Source organism: Candidatus Jettenia sp. AMX1, assembly GCF_030263775.1.
In the GTDB taxonomy this organism is placed as follows: Bacteria; Planctomycetota; Brocadiia; order Brocadiales; family Brocadiaceae; genus Jettenia; species Jettenia caeni.
In genome coordinates, this window is the sequence record NZ_SZPP01000040.1 from 1 (window position 1) to 15,626 (window position 15,626).

Genomic DNA, 15,626 nt, shown 5'->3' on the forward strand with positions numbered 1-15,626 from the left:
GGAGTTTGATACGCCGACCTTGAGGGACATTTATGCATCAGGGACTTATTTCCATGATGGGAGTGCAAGGACGTTGATGGATACGATCAACAATAGCGTAAATGAGAAGGATATGCACGGCAGGACATCGCATCTGAGTCAACAGGAGTTGGAAGATTTAGTCGAATTCATGAAGGCTTTATAATGTTTTAAAACGAATGGCCCGTTCTAACGGGCCATTCGTTTTCTCTGGAAGGCTTTCAAAATATATTTTTAAACGGAAGAACAAATTATAAAGGTCGTTCATGATGCGGGCTTTCATACCTCACTGCCGGACAATCTTGCTTTTAGAATTGATAATCTCACCAGTATATCAGATGCAGAAAGATTGAGACAGGTATTGGATGAACTTCCAGGAGTTACGACCAAAGATATTGCCCTTGATACAAGGGAAGTTGCTATTAACTATTACGAGGGCTGGATCAGATTTGCCAGAAAAATAGTTAAGACACTGGAAGATAATGGATTTAAAGCACATATTCTTACGGATACCATTATTTTTGAAACAGAAGGTATGGTTGAGGTAGAGGCGCATGATGTACGGGCATATCTTTTAGGGGTTTTTGGAGTATGTAATTCCGACGTAGGTGTCGATACGAGTACGATAAAGGTTGTATTTTACCGTGGATGGACGACAAAAGAAAAGCTGATTAAAACTATTGAGGAGCGTGGGAATACTAAGGTAAAACAAGATTTATGGTATTAAGAACTTCGTAGTAAAGTACGGTTATTGCTCTATAGTAAATAAATTTGAGATGCATGGAAATAATAAAATAGAGAATACATATATAAAAAAGAAGTTATTTGTTACTAATATTCCAAAGATATTTTTAGCCTTTTAAAAAAATTGGGCTTCTAATTAGCGTACTCTATTTCAAACCCCTTACTAACGAAAAAAGCCATCCTGTGATTACAAGATGGTTCTCTTTAGAAGCCCTATAATCTTGATTTGAGAAGTCCCTCTTACCGTAGTTTTTTCTTCAGTGTTCTACAAAAACGACTTCCATGTCAGCCTTATATCCATTGACAGAAATGATAATTCTGGTGGTACCCGGAGAAATACCTTTTACGGCAAACGTTGCTTTACCTGCTGTATCGGTTAATGCCTCTGGTGTAACAGTAGCCACAGTTGGAGAGGTGCTTGTAGCTTCGATTTTCATACCGGTAAGTGGTTCTCCCTGCCTGTTTAATAAGCTAACGAATACGGTGTCTTCAGAGCCTGAGTGGACACTGAGTTTGTGAGGGCTGACAATAATATTTAGTTCTTCACTGTAACGGGGAAGTTGTGTACAGGAGTTTGTGAGGATGATACAAAGACACGCTAGAGAAAGGAATAAGACCTTTTGTTTAAATAACCTTTGGCGTAACTTATTCATGGGATGAAGTAAAAATCAAAACGTATTGATAAGGCAGAAGAAATGTAAGCTTTTCTGACAATATAAAACCAGCTTGCATTATTTCGCGTATAACAATATCTTCAGGTAAACGAAATGGCAAGGGAGGACCAATGGGACTTTCTTCAGTAAATTCGAGAACAGCCAATTTCCCATTAGGTTTTAAGGCCGGCTTAATTTTTTTTATAAAATCAATAGGTTGTGCTATTTCATGATAAGTGCTTAATAAAATAGCAATATCCAAAGCTTTAGCAGGTAGTTTAGGATCATCCATGTCACTCAGTATGGTAATTACATTTTTTAGTCCTGTGCCCCGTAATCGCTTGCTTATATAATTAAGCATCTCTTGTTGTACGTCAACAGCATAAACAGTTCCTGTTATTCCCACACGCTCAGATAATCTTACCGTAAGATACCCTGAACCAGCGCCAACATCTGCAACGACCTGTCCTTTTTCAATTTCCAGGGCATGTAATATCTTTTCCGGTTTTTGCCATGTATCCCGCTCAGCGTCTTCAAGTAATGGTATCTTTAAAGGGCTAAAAAGATGACCAGGACGCTCACGCTTTCTCTCTTCTCCGGCATACGTACTACTACACAGGTATAAGATTATGGTAAAAACTAAGAATGTTTTTAGGTTTCGGGTAATTTGGTTTATCATACCTTCAATGTAAAGGTTTATTATTGAGAATGCAATAACATTCTCCTGAATCCAATGGTGCAGGAGTTATTATATTCGTTAATAATCTATTTCTAACCTGTTTTTCCCCGATAGTAACGGTCATATTATAGTACTTTACCCTTGACTTTCTCTTATTATTTACGTAAATTTTTGCTAATATAAGTATACGTATTTCTAAACAATACTTAACAAGAGAGCACATCGTGCGTGTAGCAATAGTTCACGACTGGCTTACAGGGATGAGAGGTGGAGAGAAGGTTTTAGAGATCCTCTGTGAGATTTTTCCGGAATCGGAAATCTTTACCCTGATTCACATCTATGGTTCTGTTTCGAAAACTATAGAAAGCAAAAAGATACATACTTCCTTTCTTCAAAGAATACCTTTTTCTAAGAGCCGCTATCGCTCATTTCTTCCCTTATTCCCTCTGGCAATCGAAAATTTCGATATGAGAAATTATGATATCGTTTTGTCTAGCAGTCACTGTGTGGCTAAAGGGATCATAACCTCTCCATCCACAATTCATATATGTTACTGCCATACTCCAATACGCTATGTATGGGATTATTACCATACCTATTTTAGTAATGATAAGAAAGGATTATTCTCAAGGCTTTTGATACCTGCCATAGCTCATTATTTAAGGATGTGGGATGTTACCTCCAGTAACCGGGTGGATTACTTTGTAGCGAACTCCCATAATGTTGCCCATCGGATAAAAAAATACTATAAAAGGCCGGCGAAGGTTATTCATCCGCCTGTAGATTGTTCTTTTTATACGCCTCCAGATGTTCAAACAGAAGGAGATTACTACCTTATCGTATCGGCTTTTGCCCCATATAAGAGAATCGATATTGCTGTAGACGCATTTGAGGAACTTCGTTTACCTTTGATTATTATTGGATGCGGGCAAGAGGATAACCTGATCAGGAATATGGCAAAAAAATACGTACAATGTTTAGGATGGCAATCGGACGAATCATTGAAGAAATATTACAGAAATTGTAAGGCATTGGTTTTTCCCGGTGAAGAAGATTTTGGCATCGTTCCCTTGGAAGCACAAGCGTGTGGTAGGCCGGTAATTGCCTTTGCCAGAGGTGGAGTGCTCGAGACTGTGGAGGGAATATATCCTTATCCTGAATTTCCAGGAGATATGATACGAAAACAGTCCAAAGCGCTAACAGGGGTATTTTTTAAAGAACAAACGACGGAATCTTTGATAGAGGCTGTAAGATTTTTTGAAAAGCACAAATCTCTATTTGATCCTTTATCTATTAGGAAGCATGCTGAGAGTTTTGATCGTCTGATATGTAAAGAAAAAATGAAACAATATATGGAAAGATTCCTATGCTAAAAAAACATAGCAAATTTTTCGAATCATTATTACTGCTTTTGGACTGGCTCATCATTTCCCTTTCATGGGTGTTTTCCTATTATTTGCGCTTTTATTCCGGGATTGTACCGGTTTATAAAGGAATTCCACCCCTTAAAAGCTATCTCACTCTCCTTATTTTTATGATTCCTCTGTGGGGTATGGTTTTTAAGATGTTTGGCTTATATCGTCCGCGGAGAATTTCCACGAAAATTTCTGAGGTGATCGATATCAGTAAATCTTCTACTTTTGCTACATTGATCGTCATTTCACTGACATTTCTTTTTCGCCAATATGAATTTTCCCGGTTGACGTTTTTTTACTTTTGGCTTATTAATACGATATTCCTTAGTTTGACACGTATCATGTTTCGGGAATTCCTTCGTTTTTTACGGAAGCAAGGGTATAATTTACGATATGCTTTAATTATTAGTACGGAAAAGTTGGGTCAAGATCTTGTAAACAAATTAAAGAAACATCCCGAACTTGGGATTCGGATATCCGGATTTCTAACCCGTGATATGGATAGTGCTGGAAATAAAATACAAGGAATACCTGTTTTGGGAAAGTATTCAGATGTTCGCTCCTTAATAAGCAAGCATAAGATTGATATTGTTTTTGTCGCCTTACCTTTCTCTGTACATCATCAGTTAAAGGAAGTCTTGGATTGGATCGGTGATGAGATGGTTAGTATTATGGTCTTGCCTGATATCTCCGATTTCGTTACTTTACGTGGTAGCGTGAGTGAATTTGAGGGTATGCCGCTTATTAGCTTACGCGATACACCTCTTTACGGATGGAATATTATTGTAAAGAGGCTTTTAGATATTATTTTTGCTTCTCTTGTCTTAACGTTTGCAAGTCCTCTCATGTTTATTATTGCAGTAATGATCAAATTAACTTCCGAAGGTCCTGTCTTATTTAAGCAGGAGAGAATGGGGATGGATGGAAAGACATTCCATATACTTAAATTCAGAACGATGCTTATAAATGCGGAACAGGTAACGGGGCCTGTTTGGACAAAAGAAGATGATCCGAGGCGTACGAGAATAGGTAAACTCCTGAGAATGACCAGCCTGGATGAGCTGCCACAGTTTTTTAATGTGTTAAAAGGAGACATGAGTATTGTTGGTCCACGGCCTGAACGACCTGTTTTTATAGAAAGTTTTAAGGGTACTATTCCAAAATATATGTTAAGACACAAGATGAAGGCCGGAATTACCGGTTGGGCTCAGGTTAGTGGTTTACGTGGCAATACATCGTTGGAAAAACGAATAGAATACGATCTCTATTATATCGAAAATTGGTCGCTAAATTTTGATTTAAAGATAATCTGGCTTACCTTGTTGAATGGATTTATAGACAAGCATGCATATTAAAATGGAAAGGCAATCACAGATTACACAGATAAAAGATGTAAATAATTTCTTTATTCTCTTAGTAAAAAATCTATGTATCTGTGTAATTTGTGTAATTTGTGGTTTCAAATGTTTTTTTACTAGTCTGGGTTTTACTTCATCAGATTCGTTCGCAAACGATTTAGGATCAAAACCAATTTGGGAAATAAGTACTCAGGAAACAAGCCTTGCAAGGATTGTCCTTAAAATTGCTCAGGAATCCTACCCGGAAATAGATATAGAACAGTATATTGAAAAGCTCAATACTATTATTAAAAATATTAAAACAATTCTCAATGATGAAAGAGAGCCAGAAAAGATTATTAAAACCATGAATAGTGTCCTTTTTAAGGAATTGAAATTTCAATATGTTCAGGCGGGTGGTCTTGAATATATATCCTTACATAAGGTGTTGGATACAAGGATTGGTAATTGCGAAGGTCTGTCCATTCTTTATCTCTGCATAGCAGAAGAGTTACACCTTCCTATTTATGGGGTAAGTGTCCCTGAACATATATTTGTGCGGTATGATGATGGAGATTTTCGTAAAAATATTGAAATAGGTTATGAGGGTATGGCTACTCCTGACAGCTACTATGTAAATATGCCCGGCAAACGCATCTCACAGATGAGTATCAAAAAGGGATATTATCTAAAAAATCTAACTATGGACGAGGTTATAGCCAATATTTATCTGAATCGTTCGATAATACAAAAGGAACAAGGTAATATAGAAAATGCATTGAAAGATGTAAACCGTGCCATAGAATTGCACAAGAACGATGCGGTTGCCTATTGCAATCGCGGTGTTATTTATGAAAAGACGGGCAATGTTGAACATGCTATATATGATTATAATAAGTCTATTGATTTGAATCCCGATTATGCGCCAGCTTACTACAATCGAGGTTCTCTTTATGCATCTATGGAAAAGCTTGAAAAGGCTATTATAGACTATAGTATGGCAGTGTCTTTAGACCCCAATTCAATTCTGTCATACTATAACCGGGGCATTGCCTTTAAAATGGTTGGCAGGGTTGATTTGAGTATCGAAGACCTGAGCAAAGTCATTTCTTTAGATCATACATTTGCAGTCGCATATGCTCATCGTGGTCTGGCATATGCTGAATCAGGTGAATCAGAAAAAGCCATGGCAGATTTCAATAAGGCGTTAGAAATCGACCCCAATCATGCCGAAACGTATATGAAAAGAGGTATCCTGCATGCTGACCTGCAGCACTTTGATGATGCTATTAAAGATTTGACGACCTTCATTCAGTGTGTGCCAAATAATGCGTTCGCCTATTATATCCGGGCCAAGGCATATCGTGGGAAGGGAGAAATTGAAAAGTCAATGGCGGATTATGACAGGGTGATAGAATTAAATCCTAGAATGGCTGGTGTATATTATGAACGAGGTCAAATCAAAAACCAATTAGAAAAATCCCGTGAGGCGCTTATGGATTTTAGCACTTCACTGGAACTCTTTCCCTACAATCCTCTTGCCTACCTCCACCGTGGGAATACTTTTAAAAAATTAGGAGAGATGAAAAATGCTTTAAGGGATTACTCAGTCTACCTGAAGCTCAACCCAAATGCCCCTGATGCTGAGGAAATAAAGAGAGAAATAGAAGAAATAAAGACTAACCTATAATGTGAATTTATTTTAATGACTTTCATAACTGATATTCGAGCATGGGGAAGAAAACAGGAAAGGCACTGGATTCCCGATAAACTTGTTCTCGTGAAAACGGGGAAGTATTCGGGAATGACAAGTGAAACAGGGGAATGAAAGAAAACATGTAGGGATGGCAGAAAAAACATCCAGGGATGATATTCTCTATGGGCAACTAATCCCTGTTCAAGACATACCGAGATAGGATTTACCCTGCCGCCAAAGGGATAAATTCCGGGCATGGATATGAGCTTTGCAGGCAACCCCTTAGCATTTTTACCATTCCCTTAATAAAGATGCTTAATAACATTGTCCTGCTACTTCAAAAACCGCTTACCTCAGATGATCCCATTTCCTGGTAGCAAGCATTTCAAAAGCATCACTTCCCGGTATACCTTTTTCTTTCCGAAGATTTTTCCTGGTGAGATTCTTGTAACCTTCTTAAAAATCAATCACCATCTCTCGATGCTCGTGAAAACCTCTGAATGTCAGTAATACTGATATTTTTCCATTCTTTATGAGAAATACAAAGATGCAAAATTTATCAGTATTTTTTCTTGCTTTTGTAGATAGTGTTTGATAGATTATTACATGTGGTTTGGTTGCATGGGAAAAAACATATTCTATATGATTAGTGATAATTAAGGCTACAGGCTGAAACCTCGTAGCCTTTTTGTTTTTAAATTTTAAAAATAATGAAAGGGGGTGAATTTAGAATGGCAACTGGAACAGTAAAATGGTTTAACGATAAGAAAGGATTCGGTTTTATTTCTCAGGAAAATGGAGAAGATGTTTTTGTGCATCAAACCTCGATCCAATCTGAGGGGTTCAGGACTCTTGCAGAGGGAGATAAAGTAGAATTTGAAATCGTAAAAGACCAAAAAGGCTACAAGGCCGCAAAAGTCGTCAAATTATAAATTTATTGAAAAGCGCACTCTTATATTTCACAGTATAATCAATTGCAATAGTCTTGGTGTTTAAAAATATGGAGTTGTCACTTAAATTATAATTATAATTACGATGCCAAGACCCCAATATCTGTTGAGGATATTGGGGTTTTTTATTTACTGTGTTTGAATAAAATAGGGAGCAATCATCAAAAGGAGGAATTATAGAATGAAATACACAATTCTTTTACTCGTTTTTATTATTCTTTCTGGATGTGCTTCTGGAGAGAAAAAAAAGGCGTTAGAATATTTACCTCCTGATGCTCCGGTACAGGAGATTTATATGACTGCGCGACAATTTGAATTTACACCTGATATAATTCATGTCAAACAAGGCACTCATGTTGTTTTGGAGATAGAGAGCCTTGATGTTACTCATGGCTTTAAGCTCACTCAGTATGGAATTAATGTGACCATTCCTGCAAAAACAAAAACTACCGTTGAGTTTTATGCTCAGGAACCCGGAACATATCCTTTTAAATGTGCCCACTTTTGCGGCGTTGGACATTTTGGAATGAACGGAAAACTTATTGTAGAGTGATGAGAAAAGGGTAAAGAATGTGAATATTCTCATTATTGTCACAAATCGCTATAGCGGCCCTGTACCAGTTATGCCTATTGGCGCGTGCCTGGTTGCAGAGGCCGCAGAGCGTGCTGGTTATACAGTCAATGTCTTGGACTTGATGTTTGAATCAGACCCACTCCATACTGTGGAGTTAGCATTGATTAAGATAAAACCAGACATTGTTGGCCTTTCCATTCGAAATATCGACAATAATGATATGCAAAATCCGGTAGCATTTTTCAAGGATTTAGAACCTCTTGTAAACAGTATTCGTAATAAGACAAAAGCAACCGTTATCCTGGGAGGCTCTGCAGTTGCTGTAATGCCTGAAGAATTGCTTCGCTATACAAGAGCGGATTGGGCAGTGCTAGGAGATGGAGAGATTGTCTTTCCTCAGCTATTAGGGACTCTTTCAAAAGGTGAGGCGCCGAATAAGATACCCGGTATAGCATACCTTGAGGATGATAATTTCAAAAGAAATACCGGGTATGTAGCCCGCTTTTTAGATGGTTATCTCGTTCCTAATTTTCATCGGTGGATTAATGTGCGCGCCTATCTGTCCAGATTATCTACCGTTCCCATTCAAACCAAACTTGGATGCCATTTCAAATGTGTATACTGTACCTATAGAAAAATCGAAGGACATGATTACCGTTTATGTGACCCCAAAGCTATCGTTCATGCTATTAAACACCTCACCTCCCAAGGACTGCGGGATATCGAATTTGTTGACAATGTGTTTAATTCTCCTTATGATCATGCAGTAAAGGTATGTGAAGACCTTGCCCGTGTTCGACTTAATGTTCGCCTCCAAAGCCTGGAGTTGAATCCACTCTTTATCGACGAAGATCTTCTTATGGTAATGGAGCGGGCCGGTTTTGTTGGTATTGGGATTACTGTTGAAAGTGCATCTGGTGTTGTCCTTGAGGGACTTAGCAAGGGTTTTACCGTGAAAGACGTCTATAATGCAGCCCAAATTATCCAACGTCACCGGTTGCCTTGCCTTTGGATCTTTATGCTCGGTGGTCCATGCGAAACAGAAGAAACAGTTCGGGAAACTTTACGTTTTGCAGAGCAATGTATACATCCGAGAGACATCGTATTTTTCAATATAGGAATTCGGATATATCCCGGAACCGAACTTGAACATATTGCACGAAAAGAAGGAGTCTTGACGCTTTCTTCACCGGAAATGCTTGATCCGGTGTTTTATGTTTCCCCTACCCTTGATCAGGATTGGCTTATAGATAAGATGCATCACACTCTGGCCACGCACATGAACTATATCGACTCGAATTCTATTGGTTTATCAATTCTACCAGCAATTAATCGTTTGGGATACAGATTAGGAGTTAGGACTCCCTTGTGGAGATACACACGTTCTATTCGGCGTATACTGAGGTTTTTAAGAATAGATACATAAAGATGACCTGTGATAAGATAACGGCTTCAAACTTCTTAAAGGAAGATGTTTCCATAGCATCAATAGCAGTTGCTACGCCACCTTTTCATATAAGCCAGGCCCAGGCTGAAGCGTTTCTTATGAAATATTACTCAGATAAACTGAGTCAAAGAAGCTTATCGATTATGCGGAGAGTTTTTGCTCATCCAAGTGTATCGAACCGATATCTTGCTGTCGAAGATATCGAATGTCTTGTGAACGAAAACCCTGATGACCGTATTGCGCGTTTTACCAATTGGGCAGTTGGTCTTTCCTCTCAGGCGATTACGAATGCCCTTATCCAGGCTGGATTGACTGTAAATGATGTGTCGGGACTTGTGGTTAACACGTGTACCGGCTATATTTGCCCTGGCATATCAACCTATCTTATAGAACGATTGGGATTGTCTCATCAAGTACAAGCTTATGATTTGGTTGGCAGTGGTTGTGGAGGGGCAATTCCGAATTTGCAAATATGCAAAGGGCTGGTTAGTGGATCAATCGATAGTGTGATTGTAAGTGTTTCGGTGGAGATTTGCAGCGCCACATTTCAAATGTCTGATGACTTGAGTTTGATAGTTTCGAATGCAATCTTTGCGGACGGTGCGTCTGCAACCATATTGTGCCAGCGTTCAAAAGGATTGGCTTTAGTTGGTTCAGCAAGCCTTTACGATCCTCAATATCGTAATGATATACGTTATATCTATAGGAATGGTCAACTCCATAATCAAATTTCTGTTCTCATACCGGAAATAGCAAGTAAAACGGTTGCGAGGGTAGTGATGGATCTTTTGAAACCAAGAGGATTACGGATTGAAGATATACAGCATTGGGTCTTTCATCCGGGAGGGGAAAAGGTAATTAATGCAATCAGAAATGAACTTGGAATTTCCGAAACACATTTGAAAGCAACCCGTGATATTTTAGCCCGGTATGGTAATATGTCTTCGCCTACGGTATGGTTTGTGTTGCAGGAGATTTTGGAGAAAGGAATAGCACCTGGTGACTGGTGCATCATGGTAGCTTTTGGCGCCGGGCTTTGTGCACATGCTTTCCTTCTGAAAGCATCATAATAAAGAAAGAATTACTGTAGGTACTCAAGGATTATCATGATAAAATTTGGCGATAATGGCAACAAAAAAGGCAACTCTTTTGAGTTGCCTTTTTTGTTATTTTTAAGGAATACATTATTACGTTAAGCAATTCTTGCTTATTGTACTAAATGTCCCTCTTTCTTTTTTTCTTCTTTCTTTTCTTCTGTTATTATCTGTACGAGATGTCCTTCTTTCTTTTTCTCTTCTTCCTTCTTCTCTGTTGTCATCTGTATTAAGTGACCCTCTTTTTTCTTCTCCTCTTTCTTCTCTTCTGTCGTTACTTGTATGAGGTGTCCTTCTTTCTTTTTTTCTTCTTTTTTCTCTTCTGTTACTAATTGTATGAGGTGTCCACCTTCCTTCTTCTTTTCCTCTTTCTTCTCCTCTGCTGTAACAGAGCTTACAAATACCGTATTTAATACACCACTATAGGCTAACGCACCAGCAAAAGCAACACTAAGACCCAACTTTTTCAACATTTCCTTCTCCTCCTAGATCAGGAAAAAACATCCCGTGCTTCTGAGAACACTCTCAGCATAGCTACTGGGGTAGTTACGTTTTAACTACAGCAATATATTTTCGAAAGAAACTTGATTTCCCGAGAATAAACCTAACATGTAGAGATTCTCAAGCGAAAAAACTAATTTAATATTCTATAAAATTACTTAGTATATTGTCAAACATTTTTTAGTTAACAAAACAGGAAGAATCCAATCAATTGATACTTAGCCCTCGCTTAATAAACGGTCAAATCTTTCTCTCCAATCCCTGTACTCAGCTACATAATTAAACCCGCAAACATTATTTATTCTTCTGCCCTGTAATACGTTATTAATTGTAGCTGCACATTGCTTAGTTTCTTCTTGCGGGCCAAAAGGGTTAAATTGCATATCAGTTTTTTTAAAAAAGACATAGTCACAAATGAATAAAACATCCTCAAGAAAATACAAGGTGAAGCCTGGTGTGTGGCCTCCGATATGGAATGCCTCAATGTAGGATCGAACAAAATTTTCTTTAAAGGTTGTATCAAAAGTGAATCCCCGACAGATATTATGAGAAGAATCAAGCGTATGGATCCATACCTGGGAATGGAAAAAATTGCGGTATTGATTACTTGCACCAAGAAAGTGATGGTGGGTAAATGTAATGACGTCTGCCGTTTTTAGATTCCTGTCGAAGCATGAAGGACAATCTACCCAGAAGACTTTCCCACCTGTCTCGATACGATAAGCGGCGTGTTCTAGTCCGAGAGGCGGCACGGAGTTTAAGCGTGTCACTTTTTCGTTTATCAGAGTACCTTCCACTTTAAACCTTGTAGAGCACTCTTCTGAGGTGATAAACTTTTTTTTTGGCGCTCCGCAGAATGGGCAAAAGTCTGGATGGTAATTTACCATATTGTAACCACATACGATGCAGACATATTGTTCCTCTTGCATAATCTCCTCTTGGTTATTTCTATTTGTTTCGTGCCATAAAAATCTCAGTAGAGAAACAATTTGAGGGCGATTGAGATATAGAATGGTGGTATAAGAAGATAGTTTTTCTATATCTTATATAAATTAACCTCCGGTTATCTGCATCCATTCCGGCCATTCTGGCCATTTCGGACGGGCAGTTTCATGACAAGCAAAACATGCATTTTTTAACATGGTGTCAAAATTTTTATATGTTTCAACAATATTTTGTTTTTTAACATTTTCAGCAATGTTCATTGCAGCATCAACAATGCTTTTTGAATATTGTTCAAAGTCCTTTTTTACTGTAGTTACTTCTTCGGGATTGTTTGGGTCTTTGCCCGTTTCTTTGAACCACTCTCCAATCTTCCCATCCTCCGGAAAGAAATTTCTCATGATACTTTTACTAGTTTCAGCTACTGCATTGGATTCCTTAGATACGGTATTATGATCCCCCGCCATTATAGCATCGAATATCTTAGACATATGAGAGCTAATCATCCGCATGAGTTCACGGGTTGGAGAAGCCAATATTCCATGTATAGGGATAGGATATAGCTCCTGCAGCTAGGGTAAATAGACAAATTAACATAAAACGTTTTTTCATTATCCATCTCCTTTCTTAAATTGGACTTGTTATGCGAATCGTGTGACGTTGTTATTATTAATTTGTTACTTAATGGAGCATCTTAATAAAATGTATAATAATTTGAAATTATGAATATAAATCTTTAATTAACAAAAAATGTACCATAATGAGGAAAAAATAATTTAAGTATATTTTTATTTAAATAAGATCAATAAAGCTAATCTGTTATAGAATGTAAACATATAGAATTAATTATTTAGATAAAACAGTATAAGTGTGCCATGTCACACAAGTGTGTCATGTGACATGGCACATTTTTGTTATTTCTTTTTTTAGACAAAAAAGAGTGAGAAAACTACTTTTTAAGAGGTAATTTGAAATGGAAAAGTCTATTATGAGTGAAAAGGCTGGAGTATATTGATATCAGATCGTAATGGTTTATTTTTTTTCTGCAATCTTATTATTAAGGGCATCAAGGAACTTATCCAGATCTACGTTATGCATCTTTGTTGCCATCTCTATACTTGCGACTCGCCCCATAGTATTTCTCATAACTGGATTTGCCATTTGAGCAAATCCAAAATCCAGGAATATTTGAAGTGTTTCCGGGTGTTGATCTACAATATCAAATACCTTTGTATCTTTTGTAACTTTAGTTAATTTTTTAGGGAGCGAAGGCTTGGATTCTTGGATAGTAGTATCCATAGTCTTCCATAGATTGTATCCAAAAATACCTAGCGCCGCCAACTCAAACCAGCCAGATGTGCCAACCGCTACATAAAATACTGATTTTCCTTCGCTTATACCTACTAATATTTGGGAGAATACTCTGATAAAACAGCCAATATTCAACAGGACAAAGGTGATATTTGACAACTTCAGACTATGCATATCAATCCCTTTAAAGGTTGGGACCATTTTAGATGCATAGCCAATAATTATCATCGTTATGAATCCAACGGTGAGGGCGTGATTCAGCGAACCGTGGAATAATTTCTGCACGTGTGTTCCATGCCCTAAAAACGGTATTACAAGTAATATAATAGTGCTGACGATAAGCCAAATATACGCCGTACGAATCGTCTTGGCATAGCTCCTATCCATAATTACATCATGGAGTTCTTTTGTAGACCTTTCAAAGACACGTAAGCCATAGATAAATGCGAAAATAGCAAATGCCATAGGGAATACAATGATCTGTGAACAGCGAAGCGCCAGGACGCTTTTATCTGCAAATATATGTGCAATGAAATAAATTGGGATCGATATATTTAAAATCCAAAAGGTCGAGTTGACAGCTTCTTCCCTGACAGGCTTAATATCGAGAAATGCATATACAGTCCTTATATTTACAGCAAAAATAAACATACATACAAAGCCAAAGAGATAAAGATGAACATAAGGGCTGAAAATAGATCTGGGAATCTCGTAGGAGGAATGGGCATATAAATAGATTACCATTCCTAAATCAATACATGCAGCTATGATAAACCAAATAATTCCCATCTTGAAAAACTTATCAAAGACAGCGATCTTTTCTTTACTTGAGAAAATAGTCTTGAGAATAATAAAGATAAATAGGCAAATTGAAAGGATTTCAAGAATACCGGATACCAGGAGTAAAAATCTAATAGCATGAAAAGGTAAGGGTTGTATGATTGCTCTCAGTAAAATGCTAGTAACAATAAGTCCATAACAGGTATTTACCAGGCCTTTGTTTTGAAGAGGAGTATTCTTTACCCTTGGTACGATATACAAAGCAAAGCCCATAATGAAAAGTCCAACCCATCCATAAAGTTGTGCGTGGCCATGTGCCTGAATGAGCGCATAGTAAATCGAATTAAAATTTGCCTTCATAGCAATGTAACTCAGGATAATAGCGCCAAAAGTTACACCTGCCGTAAGTGTCAGAATGATAGCTGTTTTAGCAAATTTCTCATAAATCTTGTCTTCTTCAAGCTTCGGTATTTCTATATGCTCTCCACCACCCTTTTCAATAGCTTCATTTAACTCTTTAACAAGGGTATCATAATCAACCTCATGTGCCTTTGCAAAGAAGGCAATAGGCTCATTAGGTCCACGGACACCACCGGCGATGACGAGATTGTATTTTTTAAATACAGCAAGAGTTTCCGGGTGAAATTCAATAAGATCTTTAATTATAGTGTTTCTATTTATTTTCATGAGAATAAATAAAACAAATTTTATTAAACCTTTCAAGAAAATTAAAAATTACTTTTACATAATGGTACGAACTTAGTGGCATTTATTCAATACTGTACTGTCAATATGGCAGTGCTTATTCATGCTTCGAATAATATTACTAAGCCATAAATCATTAATTTGCGGTATATTAATTAAATTATATGTAAAAAATTATTTTTAGGTATTATTTTTGCTTCATAACAGAACAAATGCTTTATCATTTATTAATTTAATTTTTGAAAGGAGCCTGTTATGGCAAGAGAGCTTACCAAGTGGTCGTATTTGCCAACTATTTCTTCATTACAGAACGAAATGAATAGGATGATGGATAGGATTTTTAGAGAGGGAAGTTTAACTGAAACGGGTATGTGGCTACCACCTATTGACTTATCAGAAACAAATGACAAAATTACAGTAAAGGCTGAGATACCGGGTATTGACCCGAAGGATATAGACATCTCAATACAGGAGAACACCCTTTTCTTGAAAGGTGAAAAGAGAGAAGAAAAAGAGGAAAAGGGAAAAAACTACTATCGTATAGAAAGGCAATATGGAAGTTTCTCCCGTTCTGTTGTTCTGCCTGCTACTGTTGATACAGATAAAGTAACAGCGGAGTGTAAAAACGGTGTATTAGAGATTACCTTGCAAAAGAAGGAAGAGGTGAAGCCGAAACAAATTTCTATAAAGGTTAGCTAATAACCTTTTAATCTTGCCGCTGATGTGACAGTTATATTGAGATGTATAAAAATTGTATCTATTATCTTTCATTTTCTGTTT

The 15,626-nt window shown here is 37.4% G+C and carries 15 protein-coding genes and 1 pseudogene; 10 read left to right on the forward strand and 6 right to left on the reverse strand.

Translation table 11 applies throughout. The annotated features are described in order from the left end of the window. Positions 1-184 (forward strand): annotated as a pseudogene (locus FBQ94_RS12135) (heme transporter CcmC); the annotation flags it as partial. 147 nt (positions 185-331) lie between these two features. Beyond that, positions 332-745, forward strand: a complete 414-nt coding sequence (locus FBQ94_RS12140) for a hypothetical protein (RefSeq protein ID WP_285442169.1) — start codon at positions 332-334, stop codon at positions 743-745. A 274-nt stretch (positions 746-1,019) separates the two neighbouring features. Here the strand turns inward: FBQ94_RS12140 and FBQ94_RS12145 are convergent, their stop codons facing one another. Together FBQ94_RS12145 and FBQ94_RS12150 are read right to left on the reverse strand one after the other, a co-directional pair. Then, the gene (locus tag FBQ94_RS12145; RefSeq protein ID WP_285442162.1) at positions 1,020-1,415 is read right to left on the reverse strand and encodes an Ig-like domain-containing protein; all 396 of its coding nucleotides are present in this window, start codon (positions 1,413-1,415) and stop codon (positions 1,020-1,022) included. Then, positions 1,408-2,094 carry a class I SAM-dependent methyltransferase gene (locus FBQ94_RS12150; protein WP_007220179.1) on the reverse strand — a complete coding sequence of 229 codons (687 nt, stop codon included), beginning with the start codon at positions 2,092-2,094 and terminating at the stop codon, positions 1,408-1,410. Before FBQ94_RS12150 ends, FBQ94_RS12145 begins: the two co-directional genes overlap by 8 nt. Before the next feature lie 224 nt (positions 2,095-2,318). Here FBQ94_RS12150 and FBQ94_RS12155 point away from each other — a divergent pair, with 224 nt between their 5' ends. The 7 genes from FBQ94_RS12155 (at position 2,319) to FBQ94_RS12185 (ending at position 10,583) form a co-directional block, all read left to right on the forward strand. Beyond that, positions 2,319-3,467, forward strand: a complete 1,149-nt coding sequence (locus FBQ94_RS12155) for a glycosyltransferase (RefSeq protein ID WP_007220178.1) — start codon at positions 2,319-2,321, stop codon at positions 3,465-3,467. Beyond that, complete coding sequence (locus FBQ94_RS12160; protein WP_007220177.1) at positions 3,461-4,864, forward strand: undecaprenyl-phosphate glucose phosphotransferase; 1,404 nt, start codon at positions 3,461-3,463, stop codon at positions 4,862-4,864. Before FBQ94_RS12155 ends, FBQ94_RS12160 begins: the two co-directional genes overlap by 7 nt. A gap of 1 nt (position 4,865) precedes the next feature. Next, on the forward strand, positions 4,866-6,536 hold the full coding sequence (locus tag FBQ94_RS12165; protein ID WP_285442163.1) for a tetratricopeptide repeat protein: 1,671 nt from the start codon (positions 4,866-4,868) through the stop codon (positions 6,534-6,536). A 737-nt stretch (positions 6,537-7,273) separates the two neighbouring features. Beyond that, positions 7,274-7,474: a cold-shock protein gene (locus FBQ94_RS12170; RefSeq protein ID WP_007220175.1), complete on the forward strand. Its 201-nt coding sequence runs from the start codon at positions 7,274-7,276 to the stop codon at positions 7,472-7,474. A gap of 199 nt (positions 7,475-7,673) precedes the next feature. Further along, positions 7,674-8,045 (forward strand): cupredoxin domain-containing protein, encoded by a 372-nt coding sequence (locus tag FBQ94_RS12175; protein ID WP_007220174.1) that lies wholly within the window; start codon positions 7,674-7,676, stop codon positions 8,043-8,045. A 19-nt stretch (positions 8,046-8,064) separates the two neighbouring features. Beyond that, entirely contained in the window at positions 8,065-9,492 is a 1,428-nt protein-coding gene (locus FBQ94_RS12180) for a B12-binding domain-containing radical SAM protein (protein WP_007220173.1), read from the forward strand. Positions 9,493-9,494: 2 nt separating this feature from the next. Further along, positions 9,495-10,583: a type III polyketide synthase gene (locus tag FBQ94_RS12185; protein ID WP_007220172.1), complete on the forward strand. Its 1,089-nt coding sequence runs from the start codon at positions 9,495-9,497 to the stop codon at positions 10,581-10,583. Positions 10,584-10,720: 137 nt separating this feature from the next. Here FBQ94_RS12185 and FBQ94_RS12190 read toward each other — a convergent pair whose 3' ends face one another. The 4 genes from FBQ94_RS12190 to FBQ94_RS12205 all read right to left on the reverse strand — a co-directional run bounded on the left by FBQ94_RS12190 (position 10,721) and on the right by FBQ94_RS12205 (position 14,828). After that, complete coding sequence (locus FBQ94_RS12190; RefSeq protein ID WP_007220171.1) at positions 10,721-11,080, reverse strand: hypothetical protein; 360 nt, start codon at positions 11,078-11,080, stop codon at positions 10,721-10,723. 246 nt (positions 11,081-11,326) lie between these two features. Continuing rightward, entirely contained in the window at positions 11,327-12,037 is a 711-nt protein-coding gene (locus FBQ94_RS12195; protein WP_007220170.1) for an MBL fold metallo-hydrolase, read from the reverse strand. Between the two features lie 123 nt (positions 12,038-12,160). Beyond that, positions 12,161-12,562, reverse strand: coding sequence for a cytochrome c (locus FBQ94_RS12200; RefSeq protein WP_285442170.1), 402 nt, complete (start codon positions 12,560-12,562; stop codon positions 12,161-12,163). A 520-nt stretch (positions 12,563-13,082) separates the two neighbouring features. Continuing rightward, the gene (locus FBQ94_RS12205) at positions 13,083-14,828 is read right to left on the reverse strand and encodes a DUF1858 domain-containing protein (RefSeq protein ID WP_007220168.1); all 1,746 of its coding nucleotides are present in this window, start codon (positions 14,826-14,828) and stop codon (positions 13,083-13,085) included. Between the two features lie 273 nt (positions 14,829-15,101). On the opposite strand from FBQ94_RS12205, the gene FBQ94_RS12210 reads away from it, so the two are divergent. Then, positions 15,102-15,545 (forward strand): Hsp20/alpha crystallin family protein, encoded by a 444-nt coding sequence (locus tag FBQ94_RS12210; RefSeq protein ID WP_007220167.1) that lies wholly within the window; start codon positions 15,102-15,104, stop codon positions 15,543-15,545. Positions 15,546-15,626 lie beyond the last annotated feature (81 nt).

Coding starts and splice junctions, on each gene's coding strand:
- FBQ94_RS12145 (WP_285442162.1), bottom strand. CDS start 1,415: ATGAATAAGTTACGCCAAAGGTTATTTAAACAAAAGGTCTTATTCCTT.
- FBQ94_RS12150 (WP_007220179.1), bottom strand. CDS start 2,094: ATGATAAACCAAATTACCCGAAACCTAAAAACATTCTTAGTTTTTACC.
- FBQ94_RS12160 (WP_007220177.1), top strand. CDS start 3,461: ATGCTAAAAAAACATAGCAAATTTTTCGAATCATTATTACTGCTTTTG.
- FBQ94_RS12165 (WP_285442163.1), top strand. CDS start 4,866: ATGGAAAGGCAATCACAGATTACACAGATAAAAGATGTAAATAATTTC.
- FBQ94_RS12170 (WP_007220175.1), top strand. CDS start 7,274: ATGGCAACTGGAACAGTAAAATGGTTTAACGATAAGAAAGGATTCGGT.
- FBQ94_RS12175 (WP_007220174.1), top strand. CDS start 7,674: ATGAAATACACAATTCTTTTACTCGTTTTTATTATTCTTTCTGGATGT.
- FBQ94_RS12185 (WP_007220172.1), top strand. CDS start 9,495: ATGACCTGTGATAAGATAACGGCTTCAAACTTCTTAAAGGAAGATGTT.
- FBQ94_RS12190 (WP_007220171.1), bottom strand. CDS start 11,080: ATGTTGAAAAAGTTGGGTCTTAGTGTTGCTTTTGCTGGTGCGTTAGCC.
- FBQ94_RS12195 (WP_007220170.1), bottom strand. CDS start 12,037: ATGCAAGAGGAACAATATGTCTGCATCGTATGTGGTTACAATATGGTA.
- FBQ94_RS12200 (WP_285442170.1), bottom strand. CDS start 12,562: ATGCGGATGATTAGCTCTCATATGTCTAAGATATTCGATGCTATAATG.
- FBQ94_RS12205 (WP_007220168.1), bottom strand. CDS start 14,828: ATGAAAATAAATAGAAACACTATAATTAAAGATCTTATTGAATTTCAC.
- FBQ94_RS12210 (WP_007220167.1), top strand. CDS start 15,102: ATGGCAAGAGAGCTTACCAAGTGGTCGTATTTGCCAACTATTTCTTCA.